The organism is Litorivivens sp. (assembly GCF_041625495.1).
Lineage (GTDB): Bacteria > Pseudomonadota > Gammaproteobacteria > Pseudomonadales > Spongiibacteraceae > Litorivivens.
This window is the reverse complement of record NZ_JBFJTH010000055.1, coordinates 1-21,023: the sequence shown is the minus strand read 5'-3', so window position 1 is coordinate 21,023 and position 21,023 is coordinate 1. Positions and strand designations below refer to the sequence as shown.

At 54.9% G+C, this 21,023-nt stretch carries 22 protein-coding genes and 1 pseudogene; 5 read left to right on the top strand and 18 right to left on the bottom strand.

Annotated features, from left to right (window positions below):
* Both ABYP39_RS08525 and gspC read right to left on the bottom strand, forming a co-directional pair.
* Positions 1–1,214, bottom strand: a 1,214-nt coding sequence (locus ABYP39_RS08525) for a secretin N-terminal domain-containing protein (protein WP_372782060.1), incomplete at its 3' end; no start/stop codon positions are given.
* Entirely contained in the window at positions 1,211–2,068 is an 858-nt protein-coding gene (gene gspC, locus ABYP39_RS08520; RefSeq protein WP_372782058.1) for a type II secretion system protein GspC, read from the bottom strand. The genes gspC and ABYP39_RS08525, both read right to left, overlap by 4 nt.
* 205 nt (positions 2,069–2,273) lie before the next feature.
* On the opposite strand from gspC, the gene ABYP39_RS08515 reads away from it, so the two are divergent.
* Complete coding sequence (locus ABYP39_RS08515; protein WP_372782056.1) at positions 2,274–3,173, top strand: lysophospholipid acyltransferase family protein; 900 nt, start codon at positions 2,274–2,276, stop codon at positions 3,171–3,173.
* A 189-nt stretch (positions 3,174–3,362) separates the two neighbouring features.
* On the top strand, positions 3,363–4,466 hold the full coding sequence (locus ABYP39_RS08510; RefSeq protein ID WP_372750225.1) for a phosphoribosylaminoimidazolesuccinocarboxamide synthase: 1,104 nt from the start codon (positions 3,363–3,365) through the stop codon (positions 4,464–4,466).
* A gap of 59 nt (positions 4,467–4,525) precedes the next feature.
* Here the strand turns inward: ABYP39_RS08510 and ABYP39_RS08505 are convergent, their stop codons facing one another.
* From ABYP39_RS08505 to dapA, 3 genes are read right to left on the bottom strand one after another with little or no spacing between them, the layout of a single operon-like run.
* The gene (locus ABYP39_RS08505; protein ID WP_372758516.1) at positions 4,526–5,284 is read right to left on the bottom strand and encodes an MBL fold metallo-hydrolase; all 759 of its coding nucleotides are present in this window, start codon (positions 5,282–5,284) and stop codon (positions 4,526–4,528) included.
* 32 nt (positions 5,285–5,316) lie between these two features.
* A complete protein-coding gene (gene bamC / locus ABYP39_RS08500; RefSeq protein ID WP_372782054.1) occupies positions 5,317–6,306 on the bottom strand; it encodes an outer membrane protein assembly factor BamC in 990 nt (329 codons plus the stop codon).
* Positions 6,307–6,320: 14 nt separating this feature from the next.
* Entirely contained in the window at positions 6,321–7,196 is an 876-nt protein-coding gene (dapA, locus tag ABYP39_RS08495) for a 4-hydroxy-tetrahydrodipicolinate synthase (RefSeq protein WP_372750596.1), read from the bottom strand.
* 156 nt (positions 7,197–7,352) lie between these two features.
* On the opposite strand from dapA, the gene ABYP39_RS08490 reads away from it, so the two are divergent.
* The gene (locus ABYP39_RS08490; RefSeq protein ID WP_372782052.1) at positions 7,353–7,838 is read left to right on the top strand and encodes a DUF3806 domain-containing protein; all 486 of its coding nucleotides are present in this window, start codon (positions 7,353–7,355) and stop codon (positions 7,836–7,838) included.
* 73 nt (positions 7,839–7,911) lie between these two features.
* On the opposite strand, the gene ABYP39_RS08485 is transcribed toward ABYP39_RS08490, so the two are convergent.
* From ABYP39_RS08485 to ABYP39_RS08470, 4 genes are all read right to left on the bottom strand, one after another.
* The gene (locus ABYP39_RS08485) at positions 7,912–8,787 is read right to left on the bottom strand and encodes an AEC family transporter (protein ID WP_372782050.1); all 876 of its coding nucleotides are present in this window, start codon (positions 8,785–8,787) and stop codon (positions 7,912–7,914) included.
* A gap of 66 nt (positions 8,788–8,853) precedes the next feature.
* The gene (locus ABYP39_RS08480) at positions 8,854–9,615 is read right to left on the bottom strand and encodes an SDR family oxidoreductase (RefSeq protein ID WP_372749545.1); all 762 of its coding nucleotides are present in this window, start codon (positions 9,613–9,615) and stop codon (positions 8,854–8,856) included.
* Between the two features lie 12 nt (positions 9,616–9,627).
* The gene (locus tag ABYP39_RS08475) at positions 9,628–10,539 is read right to left on the bottom strand and encodes an alpha/beta hydrolase (RefSeq protein WP_372782048.1); all 912 of its coding nucleotides are present in this window, start codon (positions 10,537–10,539) and stop codon (positions 9,628–9,630) included.
* Positions 10,540–10,666: 127 nt separating this feature from the next.
* A complete protein-coding gene (locus ABYP39_RS08470; RefSeq protein WP_372759082.1) occupies positions 10,667–11,491 on the bottom strand; it encodes an SDR family NAD(P)-dependent oxidoreductase in 825 nt (274 codons plus the stop codon).
* 139 nt (positions 11,492–11,630) lie between these two features.
* Here ABYP39_RS08470 and ABYP39_RS08465 point away from each other — a divergent pair, with 139 nt between their 5' ends.
* The gene (locus ABYP39_RS08465; RefSeq protein WP_372782046.1) at positions 11,631–12,755 is read left to right on the top strand and encodes a helix-turn-helix transcriptional regulator; all 1,125 of its coding nucleotides are present in this window, start codon (positions 11,631–11,633) and stop codon (positions 12,753–12,755) included.
* 43 nt (positions 12,756–12,798) lie between these two features.
* Here the strand turns inward: ABYP39_RS08465 and ABYP39_RS08460 are convergent, their stop codons facing one another.
* From ABYP39_RS08460 to ABYP39_RS08450, 3 genes are all read right to left on the bottom strand, one after another.
* Positions 12,799–13,191, bottom strand: a complete 393-nt coding sequence (locus ABYP39_RS08460; protein WP_372763992.1) for a nuclear transport factor 2 family protein — start codon at positions 13,189–13,191, stop codon at positions 12,799–12,801.
* The gene (locus ABYP39_RS08455) at positions 13,188–14,198 is read right to left on the bottom strand and encodes an NAD-dependent epimerase/dehydratase family protein (protein WP_372782044.1); all 1,011 of its coding nucleotides are present in this window, start codon (positions 14,196–14,198) and stop codon (positions 13,188–13,190) included. The genes ABYP39_RS08460 and ABYP39_RS08455 overlap by 4 nt, the downstream gene beginning before the upstream one ends.
* Before the next feature lie 105 nt (positions 14,199–14,303).
* Complete coding sequence (locus ABYP39_RS08450; protein WP_372782042.1) at positions 14,304–15,392, bottom strand: phosphotransferase; 1,089 nt, start codon at positions 15,390–15,392, stop codon at positions 14,304–14,306.
* Positions 15,393–15,505: 113 nt separating this feature from the next.
* Between ABYP39_RS08450 and ABYP39_RS08445 the strand changes: the two genes are divergently transcribed.
* Positions 15,506–15,799 carry a DUF1330 domain-containing protein gene (locus tag ABYP39_RS08445; protein ID WP_372749750.1) on the top strand — a complete coding sequence of 98 codons (294 nt, stop codon included), beginning with the start codon at positions 15,506–15,508 and terminating at the stop codon, positions 15,797–15,799.
* Here ABYP39_RS08445 and ABYP39_RS08440 read toward each other — a convergent pair.
* From ABYP39_RS08440 to ABYP39_RS08415, 6 genes and pseudogenes are all read right to left on the bottom strand, one after another.
* Entirely contained in the window at positions 15,796–16,188 is a 393-nt protein-coding gene (locus ABYP39_RS08440) for an MAPEG family protein (RefSeq protein ID WP_372749749.1), read from the bottom strand. The two genes, ABYP39_RS08445 and ABYP39_RS08440, sit on opposite strands and share 4 nt — an antisense overlap.
* A 91-nt stretch (positions 16,189–16,279) precedes the next feature.
* The gene (locus tag ABYP39_RS08435; protein WP_372749748.1) at positions 16,280–17,512 is read right to left on the bottom strand and encodes a hypothetical protein; all 1,233 of its coding nucleotides are present in this window, start codon (positions 17,510–17,512) and stop codon (positions 16,280–16,282) included.
* A 1-nt stretch (position 17,513) separates the two neighbouring features.
* Complete coding sequence (locus ABYP39_RS08430; protein WP_372782040.1) at positions 17,514–18,329, bottom strand: sugar phosphate isomerase/epimerase family protein; 816 nt, start codon at positions 18,327–18,329, stop codon at positions 17,514–17,516.
* The gene (locus ABYP39_RS08425; protein ID WP_372782038.1) at positions 18,329–19,501 is read right to left on the bottom strand and encodes a sulfotransferase; all 1,173 of its coding nucleotides are present in this window, start codon (positions 19,499–19,501) and stop codon (positions 18,329–18,331) included. The genes ABYP39_RS08430 and ABYP39_RS08425 overlap by 1 nt, the downstream gene beginning before the upstream one ends.
* A complete protein-coding gene (locus ABYP39_RS08420; RefSeq protein ID WP_372782036.1) occupies positions 19,498–20,622 on the bottom strand; it encodes an LLM class flavin-dependent oxidoreductase in 1,125 nt (374 codons plus the stop codon). The genes ABYP39_RS08425 and ABYP39_RS08420 overlap by 4 nt, the downstream gene beginning before the upstream one ends.
* Before the next feature lie 25 nt (positions 20,623–20,647).
* Positions 20,648–21,023 (bottom strand): annotated as a pseudogene (locus ABYP39_RS08415) (hypothetical protein); the annotation flags it as partial.

The following is a 21,023-nucleotide window of genomic DNA, read 5'->3' as shown; positions in this document are numbered from 1 at the left end:
CCGAGCGCATCGCCACCGGCACTTGCCGCACCAGCCACATTGAAAATGCCTGCAGGTGTTGTGGAACCGAAATTAATACCACCAATCGGCGCCGTGCCATTCGGGTCTCCACGGAACAGCCACTGCACACCCAGCTCTTTCGCGCGGCGATCTGTCAGTTCAATAATGATGGCTTCAACCAACACCTGCGCCCGACGAATATCCAAACTGGAAATCACATCCGCGAGATTACGGATAATATGGGGGCTACCAGACAACACCACGGAGTTAGTCTGCTCGTGGGCTTCAATATTGATGTTGCTCTTGCTGACCGCCTCACGCTCGCCTTCCTGCTTCAGCATGGCTTCGCTAACGCTTTTCAACACCGGCACCATTTCTTCGGCCTTAGCGTATCGCAGGTAATGTACCCGCACGTTAGATGAGGTTTTAACTTCACTGTCGAGTTCGCGAATCAGCCGCTTTAAGTAAGCGCGAGAATTGTTATCCCCAAAAATCACCAGCGTATTGGTACGCAAATCCGAGGTGATAATCGGCTTCGGCGTTCCCTGCTCTTTGGCCTGATCGTTAATCAGCTTGGTAAGGATACGCTCCAGCTCCTTGGCGGAGGCATTGGTCAGCGGCACAGTTTCCATGGATTGCGAATCGGCGCGATCCACCTGCTGAATAATCTGCAACAGGCGACGAACATTGGATTCACGATCAGTAATCAGGATCACGTTTGAGGCGCTGTAAGGCGTAATAACACCGGTACGGTTGTCGATCAGGGGGCGCAACGACGGAATCAGCTTGTCCACGTCAACATTTTGCACCTGCACGATCCGCGTGATGATTGATTCGCTCTGCAGCGGTTCATCACCGTCGACCTGTACTTCAATACCCTCAATTTTGGCCGCCTGATTGGGTATGACTTTAAGAATGCCGCTGCCCATATCCACGACGGAGAAACCACTGACACCAAGCTGCAGCAAGAAGACTTCGTAAAGTTCGGAGCGGCTTAGCTGTCGCGGGCTTTTGATGTTCACATCACCCTTGACGCGCTCGTCCACTACGATGGTTTTGCCAGTCAGCTTGGACACCGTATTGATAAACTCGCGAATATCAACACCACGCATGTCCAGCTCAAAGGTTTCTTCTGCGACAGCAAAAGACGGCAGCACAGAAACACTCAACGCCGACGCCAGCAGGCCGGCAGCCAGCCAGGATTTTTTCATCATAAATTCAATCTTATTGTCTGTGGCAGACCGTTGCGGAGGATTTCCACCTCCACGGTCTGACTGGAATTCACGGAGTTTAACAGATCGCTGACCGGCGCTTCACCTACGCGCAGACCATTTATACTGGTAACGACATCACCGCCCTGCAGTCCCAGCTGTCCGAACAGGCGTTTGTCACGACCTGCCTGCACCTGAAAGCCTACGGTTTTACCGCCCTGCACATATGGGTTAGCCGATATATAACGGGTCAGCCGCAGCGGATTATTGTTCAGCGTCTGCCGGGGATCACCCACCAGCCGCCTTATGGACGGATCATTCAGGTTGATATTCTGGGTTCGCTGCCCTCCCCCACGCTGAACCACTCGGATATCATTCGTTCCGGAGCGACGGCTCTGCTCCAGCTCAATTTTCTCGTTGCCGCCCGCTCGGGAGATAATCACATATTCAGCCTCGACAGCCGCAAGCGTGATGGTTTCACTCACATCCAGCCGGTCGCCTACCTTATAGGCGTACTCCTTGCCATCGTGCTTGAGTATCGCCACCCCCTGATCACCGCCAGCCACAACACCCAGCAGATTGATGCGCAGGTTGCTGCGTTTGACCTCGTCACTTACTACAGGTGCGATCACCGCCTTGTTGGCTTCACCAAACAGCGGCACACTGACCACCGCGTTGAGGTCATAGGACGGACTACTATCGTGTATTTTGGTCGCTGGGGGTGGCGCGAAATTTATCGGCGTGCGATCAGCTGTCGCCAGGCCGACTAACTCCCAGCACAGCAGGGCCGTCAGCCAGCCTGCCACCGCAAGCAACAATCCGGTGACCCAGGGAGCCCAACGTTGAATTATCTGCATAAAACCTGTATCTCTTTCTGCACCGGCTGACCGCCAAACCGGTCGCACTGCGGCATCCGCGTCATAGTTCGGTCACCCCATCGGGTGACGGCGTACGCGACAACTGACACCGGCCCAACATTATAAAGAGTCTTTATGAATTTTCCGTTACTATACGCGCTCTGGCCACGCAGTACAGCCCCTTAAACCATCTATACAAAGCCCCATGACCCGTCTGATTAAAGCACTATCACACCTGCCTTTTCCTGTTCTCTACGCTCTGGCCGCCGTGCTGCGCGTACTGGCTTTTAATGTGGCTGGCTATCGCCGCAAGGTCATAGAGCGAAACCTCGGCATTATGTTCCCCGACGCCACTGCCGCTGAGAAGAAAAAGATCAAACGGGATTTCCAACGCTATTTTGCCGAAGCTGCCGTGGAAACTCTGAAGGGTTTCACGATGAGCGAAGAGGAGATTCGCGAACGGGTTCATGTGGAAAACCCCGAATGCTTGCAACCCTACATCGAGCGTGAGCAATCGATGCTGATACTCACCCTGCATCAAAGCAATATTGAATGGCTTGTGGGCAGCATCTGCATGGCACTGCCATGTCCAGTAGCGGGTGTTTACAAGCCGCTGCATAACCCACACGTAGACGCATTTATCAAAGCCGGCCGCGCGCGATTTGGCAAACCAGTAGCAATGAAAAGCACCGGCCGGGAAATACTGCGCCTGCGCAAATCCTTCCGCGCCATACTGCTCGCGGCAGACCAGTCTCCCATTAGCCGGGAAAAACGCTTTTGGCACCCCTTCTTCAGTCAACAGGCTCCATTTTACTATGGGCCTCAGGCTATCGCTGAAGCCACGCAGGCCGTGGTTGTATTTGTCCACCCAAGACGCTTAAGCCGGGGACGCTACAGTATTCGCTGGGAGATTCTGGCTGAACCGCCCCACAGCGCCGGTGGCACCGAGATATTGGAACGCTTTATTCAGGCCTGCGAGCGCTCAATCCGCGAACAGCCGACCACCTGGTGGATGAGTAACAAGAAGTGGAAGACGCCCAAGGACTGGGAGCGCCAAGTGCTAGAGCCCGCGAGCGACAACCGCGCAACCGGCACCGGGCGTTGACAGCCGCCCACACCAAGATTACGACCGCCCGCCCACTATGGCATGCCTGTGGATATCTGCTAAAATCGCCGGCTCACTGAAGTCAGCTGACCCCAACACCCTGAAAGCCATGGGGTTTTCTGGCTCGTAACTCTTTGACTGATCTCGTAGCCGGCAACCCCGGCGGGAATGACTACAGGACAAATCAATATGAGTCTTGCCGATAAAGTTTTGGCGGTAAACAATGATCTGCCGATCCGTACCGACGCACCTGTTCACAGCGGCAAAGTTCGCTCCGTGTATTGGTTATCCGACGCTGACAGCCGCCGCCTGATCCAGGAAAAAGGCTATGACGTTGCTGCGGATGCGCCGCTGGCCATCATGGTAATCAGCGACCGGATCTCGGCATTTGAGTGCGTTTGGCACGGCGAAGGCGGCATGAATGGCGTACCCGGCAAAGGCGCCGCACTGAACGCCATTTCCAACCACTGGTTCAAACTGTTCCGTGAGAACGGTCTCGCCGACAGCCATATCCTCGACATTCCCCACCCCTTTGTCTGGATTGTGCAAAAAGCCCGTCCGGTAATGATTGAAGCGATCGCTCGACAGTACATCACCGGCTCCATGTGGCGCTCCTACGCCAAAGGCGAGCGCGAATTCTGCGGCATTGAAGTGCCTGAAGGTCTGAAAAAAGACCAGAAGCTGCCCGAGCTGCTGATCACCCCATCCACCAAGGGCATCCTCGAAGGCATTCCCGGTGTACCCGCGCAGGACGATGTGAACATCACCCGCGCCAACATTGAAGACAATTTTGAAGCCTTTAATTTCGCCAGCAAGGGCGATATCGACCTCTACGAAAAGCTGCTTAAAGAAGGCTTCAACGTAATCAGCGATGAACTGGCCAAGCTGGATCAGATCTTCGTGGACACCAAGTTTGAGTTTGGCTACGTCACCGACAAGGCCGGCAACGAAAAGCTGATCTACATGGATGAAGTGGGCACCCCTGATTCTTCTCGCATTTGGGATGGCGCATCCTACCGCGACGGAAAAATCATCGAGAACTCGAAAGAGGGTTTCCGCCAATTGCTGCTGAGCCACTTCCCGGATTCGGATATCCTGCTAAACAAGGACCGAATGGAAGAGCGCAAAGCCCTGGCACGCGACAACGCTCTGCCGGAATCCGTCCTGATGGAAGTGTCAAAAACCTACGTGGGTATTGCCGAGAAAATCACCGGCGAAAAACTCGAGCTGTCGGAAAACCCCAAAGCCGAAATTATCGAGATACTGCGCGATCAATACGGCCTGATCGACTAGCAAGAACGGCTCCGGGGCGCAACGCCCCGGAGCGCTGCAAACCCGCTGCGCCGTTGCGCTCAGGCAATGGCCAGCCAATCAAAGCCACTTTCCTGATCCGCCGAAATCGCGGCATCACCCGACTCCAGCACCGTGCCCAGCGCCCTTTCTGCCAACGCCACGGTATTATTCTTTTCGCTTATATGAGCCATAACAATATGCTGGAGACGCGACAATTCAAGCTGCGACAGCAACTGCGCCGCCTGCCTATTGTTCAGATGCCCCCAGTCGCCACCAACACGCCGCTTCAGGCTGGGCGGATAAGGCCCATAGGCGAGCATGTCACTGTCGTGATTGAATTCCAGTACCAGGGCATCGCAATTGCGGTACTGCTCAACCACGAACTGGGTAATGCTACCCAGATCCGTTAGCAGACCGAAACGACGATTGCGGTGAGAGAAGACATACTGGCAGGGTTCGCGGGCATCGTGAGGCACCGCCACCGCGGAAACCTCGATATCCCCCACCTGAAACGTCCCGTGGGTATTCACTTCGTGCAGGCCGGGCAGTTTGGCCATACCATCGTACTGGGCGGTGCCGTGCGTTGCATACACAGGCAAACCATACTTGCGCGCCAGTGGCACAACCCCTTTGATGTGATCCGAATGTTCGTGTGTTACCAGTATGCCGCTGAGATCACTCACCTGCCGACCGAGCCTCGCCATGCGCCGCTCGGTCTCGCGCATGGTAAAGCCACAGTCAACCAGCAGGCAGGTCGAGTCACTTTCCAGCAATGTGCCGTTGCCTCGACTGCCGCTACCCAGAGAAGCAAAACGCATGGTGCCGCCGTTGTTTATTGAAAGTATAACGCTTAGGAAATAAAGCCCTTTATCTGCTTCAGCACGCGATCCAGGATCGCTGCATTGCTTTCGCTTTTATCCTTTGCAGTAACCCGGATCTGAATCTCGCCGCCTTCAACTTGACCCATATCCACGATAAAACTGCCACCTTTGACATCTTCATCTTTCACCAGGCGACGGAACCACAGGCTGCTATCAGCGTCGGTATCAATTGTGACCCAGTAGCGTCCCTCACTGCGGTTCAGATCATCGATGATAAAACCGGATTTTTCCAACGCGTTTGCCAGTGACGCCCAGGCGCGCTCATAGGGAAGCAGTAGCCGAATATGTGGATCACTGCCTCCCTCCAGGAAGATTTTGCCGCCGGCATCCACATTGCGCTCCGCCAACATGGATACGCTGCTCGCTGCTTCTGAATCTGCGAGATACTGCGCCAGTGCCATGGTCATTGCCTGTTCACGCTGCTCACTGAATGAGCCGCGCGACCATTGACCCTGATCGTTTTCTACCACCGACTGCAGCACATGTATTTCACTGGTGCCACGCTGCACCCCTTGATCGATCCGGAAACGGAATCTCTCGCGAGGTAAATCGCCCTTGGGTTGAACCCAACCTGTTTCTATCAGGCCGTTCACCGCGTCGGTGCGGGCCACTGGAAAGCCGCCAAGATTCAAAAAGCCGCGCAATCGCGGCCAGATCTGACCCGGCGTGCCATCCAGCAAAATCCAGCGGTCGTCGCCCATTTTCTGAACGCGCACCACACCCTGATCGGAATCTTTAACCAAAGGATCCGGCTTCGGAACTGCGAATTCTCCCGGCAAGACCACATGGGACTCAATGCCCGGCACCCGGTAGCTATCATGCAGGGCGGAGCCGCTGATACCCTGCGGCAACACCAGTGGCTTGGACAGCGAGGCCTGGCGGTAGTCATTGGCGCGATCGCGCCAGGTACAGCCACTCGCTACGGCCACACCCAGTAACAGTATCCAGATCTGCTTCATTCGGTTTCCTGAGGTCACAATACAGACGCTGCTTTCAAAGCCTCGCGCAATTCGTCACGCGCCCACTCACCGAGCGGCGTCAACGGCAATCGAATACCTTTATCCATGCGCCCCATTTCATAGAGCGCCCATTTCACCGGTATGGGGTTGGCTTCGAGAAACAGCTTGTGGTGAAGAATGTCTATGGGTTTATTAAGTTTATCTGCCAGCTCGCGGTCACCCGCAATAGCGGCCTTACTCATCTGCGCCACTTGCACCGGTGCCACATTGGCGGTCACGGAGATATTTCCGACCCCGCCCATCAGCATCAGTTCCATGGCTGTCGCGTCGTCGCCGGAATACACAGCCATTCGGCCGCGAACGCCCTCAATCAGGGCTTTTCCTCGCACCATATCGCCGGTGGCATCCTTGATGCCGACGATGTTATCAATGTCTGCCAGCCGAAAAACTGTCTCGTTACTCAGATCACAGGCTGTGCGACCCGGCACATTGTACAGAATCTGCGGGATATTAACGGCTTCCGCAATTTTCTTGTAGTGCTGATACAGGCCTTCCTGAGTCGGCTTGTTGTAATACGGCGTCACTAGAAGACAGGCGTCGGCGCCGGCCTTGCTGGCCGCTACGGTCAGCTCGATCGCTTCTGTAGTGGAGTTTGCGCCGGTACCGGCGATAACCGGAATACGACCACCGACGCGGGCAACCACGCTGCGAATCACTTCACAGTGCTCATCCACATCGAGTGTTGACGACTCGCCCGTTGTACCTACGGCCACAATGGCGTCGGTGCCACTTTCGATGTGCCAGTCCAGTAGATTGGCAAGGGCTTGCCAGTCCAGACTGCCATCTTCGAGCATCGGCGTCACCAGCGCGACCATACTGCCGGTAATCATGTAACATCTCCCAAATCAAGCAAGGCGCTAATGGTAATGGCGGGTCTGCCCAAGCTCAAGCGACTTTTGCGCGCATAGCCCGGATTTACTGGCATCGCCTAAACTCTGCGCCTAAAATCCGGTCTAACGCAAAGGTATGTAGTAAGGAGGTCTACCATGCGACTGTTAATGAGTTTGATGCTGGCACTGCTGCCTGCCCTTGCGACAGGTGAGAATTTCCGTACAGAAGCACCCTCAGAGATGGATCGGCGCTACATGGAAACCCAAATTGGTGCGCTCGAAGACATCGCCCGCCTGGAGCTGGGCCGCCAGTTCAACGGCAACAAATACAATGATCTGACTGTTTTGCAGGCCCTGCTTGACCGCAAGCTCGTCAAACCGGACGAAACCGCGAAGCTTCAGGGCATGGGAATGATCCTGGGTGAGATTCTGCGCAAGGAAAAGGGCTTGTACTGGACGATCTACCTCGACAACCTCGGTCGTAGCCGCGCGCTGGAAATCCCTGGCAAACGGGAGTTTGTGTTTCCGATTACGATGATCTCTCGCCGAGTTGAAGCAGGGGTGGACGTAAAGGTAGCAACGGTCTATGACAACGCGGCAAAGATTGTGGATGAAATCCAGGATAAGCGCGGCTTTTATTAAGTCGCTTTCTACTGCCTCATCTAAAGCGTGCGCTGCCTGCTGGCGCTACGGCACCCAATGGGCTGCCGCTGAATCACAATAGAAACCCAACCACCAACGGTATTGTCGCAAAACTGATAACCGTTGATGCCATCACCAGCCCCGCTACCGCTTCCGGGCTGCGCCGGTACTGCTGGGCCAGCAGATAATTGAAGACAGCTGCCGGTGTCGCCGCCTGCAACAGGATCACACCGCGCAGCACACCCTCCAACTCCAGCACCATTACCGTGATGACACCGGCGGTAAGGGAAACGCCAATCCGGGCGGCCCCCATCGCCAGAGCCGTGGCCGCATCACGTAACTTCAGTTCCACCAGAGACACCCCGAGCGTCAGCAGCATCAATGGTATTGCCATACCACCAAGCAAATTCAGGGTATTACCCACCGTGGTTGAAAATTCCACTTCAAACGCTATTAACACGATGGCCAGCAATCCCGACCAGATCAGCGGCGAGCGCAGTAGAGCTCTTCCTGGCACTGAGGCGGTAAGAATCGCCGTTCCCAATGAAAAATGGATAAGGCTGAACAAAACAAATACGCCCAGCGATAACGCGAGACCTTCTGGCCCAAACGCAAACAGGCACAGGGGCAAGCCCATATTCCCGGAGTTGCCCGCCACCAGCGGCACACCAATATCGCGCACCGGCCAGCCACATATCGTGCATACCAGCACTGCAAGAATGGCAGTGATCAACATCAGCACCAAGGCCGCGAGCGCCACTTCCAGCAAAGCAGAGAAAGCCAAATCGGTGGCACCCAGGGTGCCAATAATCAACGCCGGCGCCCCGATCTTCATGACCAGGTCGCCGACAAAACCGTTAGGGAAACTGGGCTGGCTGCGCCCCCACCAGATACCCAACACTATGCAGGCAACGATGGGAACGATGACCGGTGTAATCGTAGCGAACATGCGTAACTCGGCATCCGTGTGCACAAAGCCGGGAGACTACGCGAAATATCGCTGCCGATGAAGAGCTTAGAACTGCATGGGCCGCAACATGGCGTCGTGGCCGCCGTCGACAAATACAACGGAGCCGGCCACAAAGCTAGCCTTGTCACTCAGCAGAAAACACACCGCCTGTGCAATATCCGTGGGCTCACCCACACGACCAATGGGCACGGTGGCCGCAAAGTCTTTCATTGCCTGCCCCACTTCGGGGTCTTTGTGGGAAGCGTCCACCAGGGGAGTCTGGGTTATTCCCGGCGCCACAGCATTCAGACGAACCCCCTGAGCAGCATACTCGGCAGCGTTCTGCCGCATCCACTGACTCAATGCCCGCTTACCACCGGCGTAAGCATGGTTGGCATCTTTTTGATCAATAAAAGTGCAGGCGGCAGCTTCGTCACCAGCAAGCAACAGCTCTGTGTATTCATCGTCTGGCAACATAGGCGCCGAATTGGATGAAATCATCACGATACTGCCTCTGCGCTTCACCAGCAGATCGCGCACCCCCTCAGTAGTGGCTACCGCGCCAAAAAAATTAACCCGGGTGATCAACGAAAAAGGCCGCGCTGCCGGCCCGAGACCTGCGCAAGGCACAAACCCATCGAGACCATCCGGGGCCGCTGCGCGAATACCATCCACTGCTGCCTGACGCCCTTCTGCCGTCGACAGATCTGCGATGATATCTGCATCTTTAATATCCACTACAACGACTGTGTGCCCCTCACTGCGCAATTGATTTTTGATTGCGGCGCCGATACCGGTGGCGCCACCTGTCATGGCATAGATACCCATCGTGTGTTCCCTTTATCTGGATTGTTGTTGTGCAAGTAATTGATAGGTTTCAGCGCTTGCCGTCAGAGGCACAGGAAAACCTAGGTAGCCGTGAACCATATCGTCGAAACAATGGTAACTAACCGGAACCCCAGCTGCTGCCAGCTTATCGGCATAGGCTCTGCCTTCATCACGCAGCGGATCGTACCCCGCTGTGATGACAGTGGCTGCAGGCAATCCGCTTAGATCGGGCGCCAACAGCGGCGAAGCCAGCGGATTACTGGCATCTTCTTCACTGGCCAGGTAGTGACGCCAAAACCAGCGCATGGTCTCCCGCTCAAGAAAGTAGCCTTCCGAAAACTCTTGATAGGATGGTGTATCAAAGGCGCAATTGGTCACCGGATAAATCAAAAACTGGTGATCTATTGTCGGACCGCCCTCGGCTTTTGCCATTAAACTCACTGCGGCCGCCAGACAACCACCTGCGCTGTCACCACCGATAGTCAGTCGACCATTGCCCTGCAGCATACTCTGATTAGCGGCACACCAGCGGGTAGCGGCGAAACAGTCCTGCGGTGCGGCCGGAAATTTAGCTTCCGGCGCAAGACGGTAGTCTACCGATACGACAACCGTACGCATCGCATCGCACATTTTGCGACACTGGTCATCGTGAGAATCCAGATCGCAGATCACAAAGCCACCACCATGAAAATAAACCAGCACCGGGAAGGGGCCATCACCTTGGGGGGTGTAGATGCGTATCGGCAGCTCGCCGGCAGGCCCTGTGATCATTTTGTTTTCCACCCTCGCCACGGGGTGAGCCTGTTCTGGCGGCGGAAAGGCAAAGCTCTCGCGGAAGTCTGCTGGCGTTACCTGCGCAAGATCCGGCTTACCGACCGCATCCATAAACGCAAGAATTTCGGTTAATTCTGGGCTGACAGCCATGGTTGCTCCTGTGTTTATCATTCTGGTTCAGGGCGAGTCGCAAAGGCCAGTTGATTGCCTCAGCGGGCAACAAACCGCGCCACCGGCAGTCTAGCACGGTGGCAATACGCTATAGTGTAAGCCCGTCTCAATCACCGACGGTATACTGCGTATAGACGGGGTTACGATTGTTCAGAATATCGTCGATACGAGACTGATACTCGGGCTTGAAATCCTCGTGGGTAAAAATCCAGAACTGGTCCTTGCCAATGGCGTCAAAAACCAGCGACGCACAATCCGCCGGTGACATTCCCTGGCGAATACCATCGTTCAGAAACTGCATTAGCTGTTTCTGCCCTTCGCTTTGCTGCACCTGCGATTGACGATCTCCACCCGATCCTGCGATGGCGGTGGCAATCGGCCCCGGACACAGTACCGACACCCCAATGGGGGTTTCCGCAAGCTCGTAGTGGAGAGTTTCCGTCAGTGCCAATACCGCCTGCTTGCCTACCGTGTAGGGCCCCATCAACGGCGCCGCCAGCAGGCCCGCCAGCGATGAGGTGTTGACGATATGAGCCGGCGTGCCCTGCGCCAGCATGCGCGGAACGAAGGCCTGAATACCGTGCACCACGCCCATCAGATTGATATCCAGAATCCAGCGCCAGTCCTTGAGTGGCACTTCCCAGCTGGCACCTCCGATCAACACACCTGCGTTATTGAACAGCAGGTCAACCTGCCCAAAATGGTCGTAGGCCAGTGCCGCGAGTGCTTCCACTGCATCCGCGTGCGACACATCGGTGACTTGTACCACGGTCTCGGTCGCAAGCGCCCCGGCCAAGGCTTCGAGACGTTGCGCATTTATATCAGCCAGCACCAGCCGCATCCCCTCCTGCGCACAACGATGCGCCAGGCCTTCTCCGATGCCACTGCCCGCACCCGTAATCACCGCTACCTTGTTTTCAAATGCCTGCATAACACTGCTCCGCCTGTTCGATGTCTACCCTTATCCCAGAAGCTCGCAAAATACGCATCGTCTACCCGGACTAGCAGCCGCGATTACAAGCCCTGTCGTTTCTTGTAGCATGGATCACACTGACCATGCAGATCCTGGTATGAATAAACGCGAACACGACCTTATCGAAGCTATCTACGAGGCACCGCTCACCGAGCCAGTCTGGTCGCCATCCCTCAAGGCCTTGCGCTTAGCACTTAACTCCCAAGGTATAGTCCTGCTGTTGCGACTTCCGAATGAGCAGGATCGTGGGGTCATCATTACCGATGGGCTACCCGGGCTCGAGGGAGAAATTGGCGACAACCCCTACAGTGATCATTTTTACAGCATGGACCCCTTCGTCAACATTCCCGACAACATCACCGTCACGCTTGAAGAACATCTGGATATGGAGGCGCTGCAGGCTAGCGAATTCTATCGGCTCAGTCTGGAGCCATTCGGTATCTTCCATATCGCTGGCATTGAGCTGAGCAGCGGCGGCGATATTGATGCCAGTCTGCGACTGACCAGAAACAAATCCGAACCGGGTTTCAGTGCAGAAGAACGCGCCTTGCTGAACGACCTGATCCCCCACCTGAAGCGCGCATTGCGTATTCACAGTCGGCTGGAAAGTGTCAGCAGTGAAAAGGAGCTGTACGCTCAAGCAGTATCCCAACTCGCGCTGGCCACTTTCTTCATTAATGAAAACGGTCTGCTGGTCGAGGCCAATCCCATGGGCGAAAGACTGCTTGCGGCCAACCGCGGCATTACGCTCAATGCCGGCAAATTGTCACTGAGGCGACCAGTAGACACCCAGAAACTTCGCGCGGCCATCGAAGCCGCTCTCAAGGCCCGTGCGCGCGGAGACAACGTATTCGCCCAAGCCATGCCGGTCTACGATCAAAGCGGCGATTGCCACCTTGGCCTCACCGTAAAACCGCTAGCCATCAAACGTCACCGTGAAAGCGAATCGGAAGCCGTTGTCGCTATCTTTGCTAGTGACGCCAACGCCCGGCTGGATGCACCCCAGGCCGCCCTTACCCAGTTGTTTGGGCTCACGCCGGCAGAAAGTCGCCTGGCGACTGCCCTGGCCAATGGCCTGAGCCTCGATGACGCCAGTAAAAATCTGCACATCAGCCGCAATACCGCCCGAGCGCATTTGCGATCTATTTTCTCTAAGACAGGAGTGAGTCAACAGACTCAATTGGTCAGCCTTATTCTGAAAAGTGTGGCACCACTGGGGTAAGACCTCATCCTAGGCAGGACACGCTACGCTGACCGTCTGCTATCTATCCCTGCATTAAGCTATGCATAACCGGCGCAATTTTTTCCTTTACTACAAACTGATTCATGAACTCTTTCACCGCAGCAATACGCCCATGGCGGAATTCAAAAATAAACACGTGGCTGTTGGCTATAGTTTCACCATTGATCAGGGTTCCGCTGGATTCCACTTCCGCCACTGCGCGGTCTCCGTCGCACGTGAGCGCAACAATGTCGTATTCAATCGCATAATTGCCGGCTTTTGCCAGCAGCGCAATGCCGCCGCAAAACCGCGCTTTGTCAGATGCACCTGAATTCACGCTCCAAAAAGTCATATCCTCCGTTAGCAGGTCATCCTTGACCACGCCCGCAGACACGCCCTGCATAAATGTCTCGATTATCGTTCTGTACTCGCTCATATCTGTGCCTCTTGTTGTTTAAACCATTCCACCGCATCAATGACGGTTTCACGCACCGGTCGCGGATTCCACCCCAGATCGCGGGTCGCTTTACTATGATCCATTTCCTTAAAAATATCGGACAGCACAATCGCATCCTTACGCAGCAAGTAATCCTTTTTGTGCAATAATTTGAAAATCGCCTCGGCAATTGTTGCCACAACCATTCCCACCTTCAGCGAAATCATTCGCGGCGGCTTGTTGCCCATATGATCCGTGGCAATGGTGTAGAAATCACGATTGGAAATATATTCGTTGGCGATGATATAGCGTTCACCCAATGCCCCCTTGGTTTCTGCACGTATGGCGGCATCAGCTACATCGCGAATATCCACGCTGGGAGCCCCGGCATCCATCGCAAATCCAACCTTGCCCTTGGCTACCTGCCATAACATTCCGTTATGGGGCGTTGGCTGATAATCGTGTGGACCATAAGTATTGGCCACACACAAGGCCACACCGGGAAGCTGCTTTTCACGGCAATATTTCAACAGCGTTTGTTCAGCTTCCAATCGCGCAATAATGTAGGCTGAAGCTTTGTCATACCAGTTAAATTCAATATCTTCAGTAACCGGACCATCGGGGTTTACTCCCAGAGTGCCCATCGAACTGGTAAAGACAAAACGCTCAATACCGCAACTCAAGGCAGCTTCCATGCTGTTAACCAGCCCTTCTACGTTATTGCGAAACAATGGCGTGGTATCGGTCAGCCAGAAACGCGGATCAACCACGCTGTGAAATACCGAGCCACAACCCTGCATGGCAGCGACCAGACTTTCCGCCTCCAACACATCGCCGTAGTGGATTTCCACCGGCAGCCCTTCCAGCGCCGCTCGCGAGCTGGTCTTGCGCAGTAGCACCCGCACTTTGCGCCCATCGCTCACCAGTCGCCGTACTATATGGCTACCCACAAACCCACTGGCACCGGTCACCAGAACCGGCTTACTTAAATAACTGTTCCCACTCATACTGATCTCGCTAGTCATTCCCCTAAAGCCTCATGCGCTGCCATTCCGCCAAAAATCTCGCAACCGCGAGAGCCAATCATGCTCGCGGCCCGCCGGAGCAACTTTTCAATCTACACCCAATGCCGTAATCAATTGCTGCAGGTTTTCAAGCCCGCCCAACTCAACCCAAGCAATGGCATAGCGTTCAACCAGCGCCTCACAAATCACTTTGTCTTGCCAGCCGTCAGTGCCCAGTGTCGACAACCAGATGGCCAATCCGTATACACTTGCCGCACAATAGTCGCGCCAGATATCGTCTTGGGAAGGTTTGTCAGACTCCGGCACAGTCAATGCGGCCCGGTATACACGAAGCAAATCACGATCATTCTGACGCCTGTCTTCAGGGGTAAGAGCACCCTGCAGGAAATATCCTACATCCTGCGACCAGCCACCCCAGCGCACCACCTGCCAATCGAGAAATCCGACAGTATTGTCCGGCAGCACATAGGTATTACCTATGTGGGCATCGCCATGGAGCAGGGTTTTCGAACTGCTCGCAATGCACGCGATGTAACGTGACCATAGCTCTACCAGATGCACCGCATCCATTGAACCAATGGTAGCTGGCAGCAGCGCGGCGCCGCGCTGCATTCCAATGGGAATACGCTTGCGCAACCCCACCTGCCAGCCTTTGGCAGGTTTCCAGTGTTTCACAAACCGCAGTTTTTTATTCTGCGTCTGGTTCCAATACTGGCTGTGCAGTCTCGCCAGCGCTTTGAGTCCGCTCGCTGCCTGATCGACACTCAGAGGGCGGGTAGCATCGCGTGGATCGGCACCGCGTAAGGTGATGTCTTCCATCACCAACAGAAAATCCAGGTGTAAATAGTCGCAGCGGCTGGCATATACCTTTGGATGCTCCAGCGGCAGCTCTATACCAGTCGAAAACAGACGCGCTTCGTTGAACAGGTTGCCATTTCGAAAGTGCACCCAGCGGTGGCTGGATGCATGCGCTTTCAGAAACAAACCTTGCGGGCCACCCCCTTCCGCGTAAGTCAGCGAAAATTTTGCGCGTCGATTGGTACCGTCGTCGCTCCTGTCCAGCGTTACAGAATCAACGACAGCGCCGGGACAGTCGCGAGCAAGCGCTTTGTGCATCCAGCAAGCATCGATATCGTGCCAGCTATTCGGAATCGGCAATCGCGAAAGTGACCGCATCTCTACAACACCTCATTAGCTGCTAGCGCTGGAAATATTTTTTTAAGGCAACTTGCGCAATTGCCCAGCTTCTTACAAAGTAACTCTTCGATAATCTACACAAAGGAACCTCCATGCCCGCTTACATGATTTTTATTCGCGAGGGTGAAGTGCTCGACCCACAAGCAATGGAACGCTACCAACAGGCCAATCGCGAACCCTACCCTGGCCTCGACAAGCTCACCCCGCTGGTGGTTTACGGCAAGATGGAAACGCTGGAAGGCGACGCCGCTGATGGTATGGTTGTGCTTCAGTTCCCGACGATTGAAGACGCCAAAACGTGGTACTACAGCGAGGAATACCAGGCCGCGTTGAAGCATAGGCAGCAAGCAGCGCATTATCGAGTGTTTATGGTTGAAGGGCTCTAGAGCCCCATCGTTACAGTTGCCACAGCAAGTATCCCACCAGCGATAAACGTGCCCAACGCACCGACAAATCGCATTGGGTTGGGCTTAGCCATCGTTTTTGGCAACAGTAAGCCGGCCACCAGCAGGTAGCGGCTGAACGTTGCAAGAATCATGCTCCACATGACCCATTCCGCCATCGGTGCCTGCGCCAGCACAAACATCATCACCGCCAGAATTGGTGCATACTCAATGGTATTGCCATGGGCGCGAGAGGCTTTGTAAAGAGGATCTTCAGGGTTTTCTTTGAAACCATACATCGCCATGGCTTTGCCGCGCTGAACAGTCACATTAAATCCTGTCGCGATACACAATAAACCCAACAAACCAATACAGATCAGAGCAACGTTCAATTCTTATTCTCCTTCAAGACAGTATTTCAACACTGCTTTAGGTTGACGAAACAGACACCATAGCCATGGCGCAAGGGTTAAAAGCACAGCCTCAAAAACCATAGCGCTGACGAATCGAATCAAAGCGAGCCTGCATTTGCAGCTGGCGTTCTTGCGGCGTGACTTGGATACTGTCTTGCGGCATCACATCCGGCAAGGCATTACATGCAACTACGCGTGTTTCAAAATCGGTAGCCGCCGTACTCAGCAGGTTTCGATAGCAAAGATTACCGCGCACAAAGCCCTGTGTATCAAGCCAGTTGTGATAACCGGGGTCGCGGTGACTGATAATGAGCCGCACTTTGCCGTCACTGTCGACGACGGTCCGCGCGGGCGTGTAACTTACAGGCCGGTACCAGAAATCCATACTATTAAAGAACACCCCCATCTGGGCCGCCATCCAGAAGCTGTCGGGTGGCATAAAAGTAATGAGTAAGGCCTGTTCGGGCGCCAGTTCCCAGCACAGACTCGCCACCGCCCGCCCTCGCCGTTTATCTTCATCCGCGCCGCCACCCTGCTCCGACGGAAACTGATTGACCGCTTGCAGGTCGACGAAGGGGCTGTACTGATAGGGATGATCTGGCCAATCACGCATCACACCCTCAATAAAATCACCCGCCCAGTGAATACCGTCGCACAGTGTTTGCGTTGTAGGAAGCGGGCGCGGTTCATTCATCCCGATCCGCTCGATGCTCATCTTTGCCGGTAATTCATCCCAGCCATCGAAGCCCTGACGAATAAACAGCTTGCGAGTTTTCGCAGTCACAGGAAGCCAGTTGCGGCCGCGCCTTTCTCCGCCGATAAACAACTCAAAACTGCCATCGCTTTCAACGGTGAGATCGTGACCGAACAGGTTGGCCTCAGGTATATCACCAAAGGGTTCGTGTAAGCTGGGGATGTCTGTGCCCGGCTGCGTTTCCGGGCGTTCTCCCTGCACGGTAAAATTAATAAACCTCGCCGTGCCACGCTGACCGGTTACTCGGTACACGTAGTCACCGCTTATCCAGGCCTGATGGTAGGTAAAATCTGCCGCGTCACCACCCAGCTTGCAGTTGGGGGTACAGAAGGCATGCAGCGTTGGAAATGCTGGATCACGGGTTTCAAAACCCAGATCAAAAGCCTGCCCCACATTCTGCATCAAAAACCGCATCGCGTCGGCGCGATGTAGATCAGTAGCTGGATTGTGATCCTTGAAGACCTGCTCCCCCGCCTGCTCAAGACGCCGACAGAATTCCTGCCAGCTGTCGCGCAAAACCTTGTCATTGGGGTGATCGCCGTAGGCCATATCAGGCTCCTAGTTTTTCTAGCAGTGCACTGAGGGATTCCGCCGAGCGCTGAGTGGCGGCAAAGCCACCTTCCTCGTCAATGCGCGGGCCGATCAATTCCAGATCAAACAGGCCCGTATAACCGGCGTCGAGCAACCAGTCAATCATGCGCTCCAGTGGCATATTGCCATCGCCCGGAACCGCTCTTGCTGGCACACAGCGATCGCCGCAGACATAATCACTGACCTGCACCAGGTGGGTAATGGGCACAGCCTCACGGATCAGATCTTGTAGACCAGCTTCTGTCCAGCAGCCGGGCAAGTCTATGCAGACACCGATTCCTGCCTGTCGAGCCAGCGTGATAGTGTCGCGCAGACTATGGGCAATATGGATATCCGCGTACAGCGGGGGCGCGTTTTCAATCATCAGTGTCACGCCGCGCTGCGCCGCATGGCCAATACACGGGCTAATCGCCTGACAGAACACCTCAGCGGCCTCCTCCCAGATCATGCCGCCGTGTCCGCCGGTGATCATGTAAAGAGACTTGCCCCCCAGCTCCGCTACGGCATCTATACTTTTCGCCAGAGCCTCCCGCGGTGCCTCCCAACTGGCCGCCGAGGGTTTGAGCGCTTGGGCGGGCAGAAATGGATGCACCACCGTTTGCAGTTGGCAGCCCGCGTGGTCTAGTGCAGCGCGCGCCGCCACCGTGCCCTCCTGTGCAATATGGTGCCCAAGCAGCGTAACCTTGCTGGCACCCAGGCGTCTGAAGTACTCGGACTGGGTTGCCAGAGAGTCGGACATAAAGGCAATGGAATCGATACAGACCCGGGGATGCATTAACGTACCTCCACGTCGAGGCCAAAACGTTCGCGGTATGGGGCGAACTCGTCGTTCAATTCAGCAATATCCACACCGATGTCGCTCGCAGCATAGACAAACTTGCCGTAGCGATCGCCCTTATTATTGGCGAGATAATCGCGCATGGCGTGCTCGGCCTCCGGCGTAAAATCGTAACCGGCAAAGGCGTAGAATTTGGCAATGGTGCCTACCGGGTCACCGGTAAAATCCTTGTAGCGCACATGGAAGATGCGCGGGTCATCCACCAGCGGATTGTTCATGGTGTCCTGAATGCCGGCGCGGGTTGCGGCCAAATGAATCGAGGCCTGCTCTGAAACATCAACTTTGCCACGAGCAAAAGCCTTGGTAAGCGCCGCCGCCATACCGATGCGTGAAGCTGTCACCTGTACCGGATCGCGGTGGATCCAAATCAGTCGCGCATCGGGATAGGTATCAAAAAACGCTTTAAGGCGCGGACCGTGAAAACCTTTAAGCGCCCAGTGTTTTTTCGCTGGGCCGATTTTATCTGGGCAATACTGGCAATGCTGCAGCATCATTTTGTGAATGCGGTACTGGGCATGGGCATCCACTGGCATACCACCGACATACATACCGATTGGTGCCTTCCACCAGGCAGTGGGAGTCATCACCCGGAAATCCATCGCCCAGGTGCGCTCACATTCCGGCAACCCGTCTCCTAACATATCGTTATAAGGGTGAATCTTGAGCCAGTCGGGAGCCATCGAATTTATCTCGCGCCAATCGTCATCTGCCAGCGCGCGACGCGGATCGTCTGGCCTTGCCAGACCCGGGGGCGGCGAGGGATACATGACTTCCCAGAAACGCAGGGATTGGGCGGCGGGGTCAACCGAGAGCAGCGCATGTAACAGGGTTGTGCCCGAGCGTGGTTCGCCAGTGGCAAACAATGGGCGCTCGATCACTTCGTCAGCAAGGCCCGGAATCGTTTTATGATCGTTAAAAAAGCTCAGGCGCGAGGTCACCAAACCCACTGCCACCTTGGCTGCCGCTTGCTGACCACTTTCATCCATACCCAGTTTCTGCAGCTGGGCCATGGCAATGGTAAAGCGCTCGGGAAAACTGTCATCGCCGTAATCGTTTAGCCCAGTGTGCTGTTCGGCCTCAGCGAGCAATTTGACGGGATTCAAAATCATGCAATACCCCCACACAGCTTCATCAGTTCGTCTTCGGTTTCCCGTACTTTCTGGGCTGAAATAGCACCGTATTTCAACCCAGCCATGCCGCCGTAATCCAGAACTTTGGGAACGCGCAGCCCGGCCTCGACAAACCCCTTAATCTGTTTGGCTACCTGTTTCGGCGAGCCGTGGGGAATAACCGCCAATATCGCTTCCGGATCAACCTTGTCGAGCATGTCGAGTATACGCTCGCGCGTCAGAATGCCGGGATCGATGTCCTGATACCCACCCCAGTTCTCTCCCATTGGATGGTCGTATCCAAATTTTTTCAGCGCGGGCGCCGATATTTGTAATATCCAGGCTTTAACCAGCGGGGCCTTCAAAATTTCGGCCAACTCATCGTCGTCGCCGATCAGGCAGGTCATGATAAACGCGGGCGTTATCGCCATCGGATCGCGCCCCGCTTCTTCGGCAGACTGACGAATAACCGCCAGCTTGTCGGCATACTCTTGCGGCTCCCAGGCACCGGCCGGCCACCAGCCATCAGCGTAGCGGCCTGTGATTTTCAACATGCGCGGACCGCTGGCTCCAATCCAGATTTTCGGGTAGTTACCTTGATAGGGCTCGGTATCCAGCCGGGCATGCTGGAGCTTGAAAAACTTTCCGTCAAAATCGACTGGCCCCTCACTTTCCCACAGCTTGCGAATCACTTGCAGGCTTTCTTCAAAACGCCCGACCGGTTTGGAAAAGTCAAAGCCGTAGGGCACGGTATTTTCGGTTTCACCGCTACCCAATCCGAGAATAAACCGACCCTTCGAGAGATGATCAATCGTGAGTGCGGATTGAGCCAACAGGGAAGGATGACGTCGTACGGTGTCTACAACACTGGTGGCAATTGGCACATTCTTTGTCTGCACTGCAGCTGCAGCCGCCACGGCCATGCCATCCAGGTGTCGATGGGGCGACGGAGACACTGTTGCCAGATCGGTAAACTCTGGTGTCCAAATAGAGTCAGGCCAGAAGCTCACCATATGGTCTGGTAGCCAGATGGAGTGGTAGCGCCCACTGTCGAGATTTTCCAGCACACTGAAATCCAGTGGCAGGGTAGTCCGCAAAAAAGCGGCGGGTTGGACTTTCATTAGATTTATATCCTGATTCGACTGATTAAAACTCGATTTCCAGATCGACACCGTAGGTTCTCGGATCACCATAACTATTAATGGCGTACCCAAAGAAACTGAACAGATCGACCCCGAAATTCCAGTACTCTTCGTCCGCAAGGTTTTTACCCCAAAGCGAAACCCGTACGCGACTGTCACCGAAGCCACTCATGTCACTTAAAGAAATGCGCGCGCTCCATAGCTGATAGGAATCTCCCGAATTGGTTTCCGGGGCAGGAGTCAGAAACGTCATCTCATCCTGATAGCTCCAATCCAACCGTGCAGTAAAATGAGCGAAGGACAGAGGTTGATCGTAGACCAAAAAGGCGTGCGCATTATGCTTTGGTGTATAAGGAAAATTAGAATTGGTCAGATCGCTG

Bases quoted from the DNA above. Each gene is read 5' to 3' on its own strand.
- gspC (WP_372782058.1), bottom strand. From the start codon at position 2,068: ATGCAGATAATTCAACGTTGGGCTCCCTGGGTCACCGGATTGTTGCTT.
- ABYP39_RS08515 (WP_372782056.1), top strand. From the start codon at position 2,274: ATGACCCGTCTGATTAAAGCACTATCACACCTGCCTTTTCCTGTTCTC.
- ABYP39_RS08510 (WP_372750225.1), top strand. From the start codon at position 3,363: ATGAGTCTTGCCGATAAAGTTTTGGCGGTAAACAATGATCTGCCGATC.
- ABYP39_RS08505 (WP_372758516.1), bottom strand. From the start codon at position 5,284: ATGCGTTTTGCTTCTCTGGGTAGCGGCAGTCGAGGCAACGGCACATTG.
- bamC (WP_372782054.1), bottom strand. From the start codon at position 6,306: ATGAAGCAGATCTGGATACTGTTACTGGGTGTGGCCGTAGCGAGTGGC.
- dapA (WP_372750596.1), bottom strand. From the start codon at position 7,196: ATGATTACCGGCAGTATGGTCGCGCTGGTGACGCCGATGCTCGAAGAT.
- ABYP39_RS08490 (WP_372782052.1), top strand. From the start codon at position 7,353: ATGCGACTGTTAATGAGTTTGATGCTGGCACTGCTGCCTGCCCTTGCG.
- ABYP39_RS08485 (WP_372782050.1), bottom strand. From the start codon at position 8,787: ATGTTCGCTACGATTACACCGGTCATCGTTCCCATCGTTGCCTGCATA.
- ABYP39_RS08480 (WP_372749545.1), bottom strand. From the start codon at position 9,615: ATGGGTATCTATGCCATGACAGGTGGCGCCACCGGTATCGGCGCCGCA.
- ABYP39_RS08475 (WP_372782048.1), bottom strand. From the start codon at position 10,539: ATGGCTGTCAGCCCAGAATTAACCGAAATTCTTGCGTTTATGGATGCG.
- ABYP39_RS08470 (WP_372759082.1), bottom strand. From the start codon at position 11,491: ATGCAGGCATTTGAAAACAAGGTAGCGGTGATTACGGGTGCGGGCAGT.
- ABYP39_RS08465 (WP_372782046.1), top strand. From the start codon at position 11,631: ATGAATAAACGCGAACACGACCTTATCGAAGCTATCTACGAGGCACCG.
- ABYP39_RS08460 (WP_372763992.1), bottom strand. From the start codon at position 13,191: ATGAGCGAGTACAGAACGATAATCGAGACATTTATGCAGGGCGTGTCT.
- ABYP39_RS08455 (WP_372782044.1), bottom strand. From the start codon at position 14,198: ATGAGTGGGAACAGTTATTTAAGTAAGCCGGTTCTGGTGACCGGTGCC.
- ABYP39_RS08450 (WP_372782042.1), bottom strand. From the start codon at position 15,392: ATGCGGTCACTTTCGCGATTGCCGATTCCGAATAGCTGGCACGATATC.
- ABYP39_RS08445 (WP_372749750.1), top strand. From the start codon at position 15,506: ATGCCCGCTTACATGATTTTTATTCGCGAGGGTGAAGTGCTCGACCCA.
- ABYP39_RS08435 (WP_372749748.1), bottom strand. From the start codon at position 17,512: ATGGCCTACGGCGATCACCCCAATGACAAGGTTTTGCGCGACAGCTGG.
- ABYP39_RS08430 (WP_372782040.1), bottom strand. From the start codon at position 18,329: ATGCATCCCCGGGTCTGTATCGATTCCATTGCCTTTATGTCCGACTCT.
- ABYP39_RS08425 (WP_372782038.1), bottom strand. From the start codon at position 19,501: ATGATTTTGAATCCCGTCAAATTGCTCGCTGAGGCCGAACAGCACACT.
- ABYP39_RS08420 (WP_372782036.1), bottom strand. From the start codon at position 20,622: ATGAAAGTCCAACCCGCCGCTTTTTTGCGGACTACCCTGCCACTGGAT.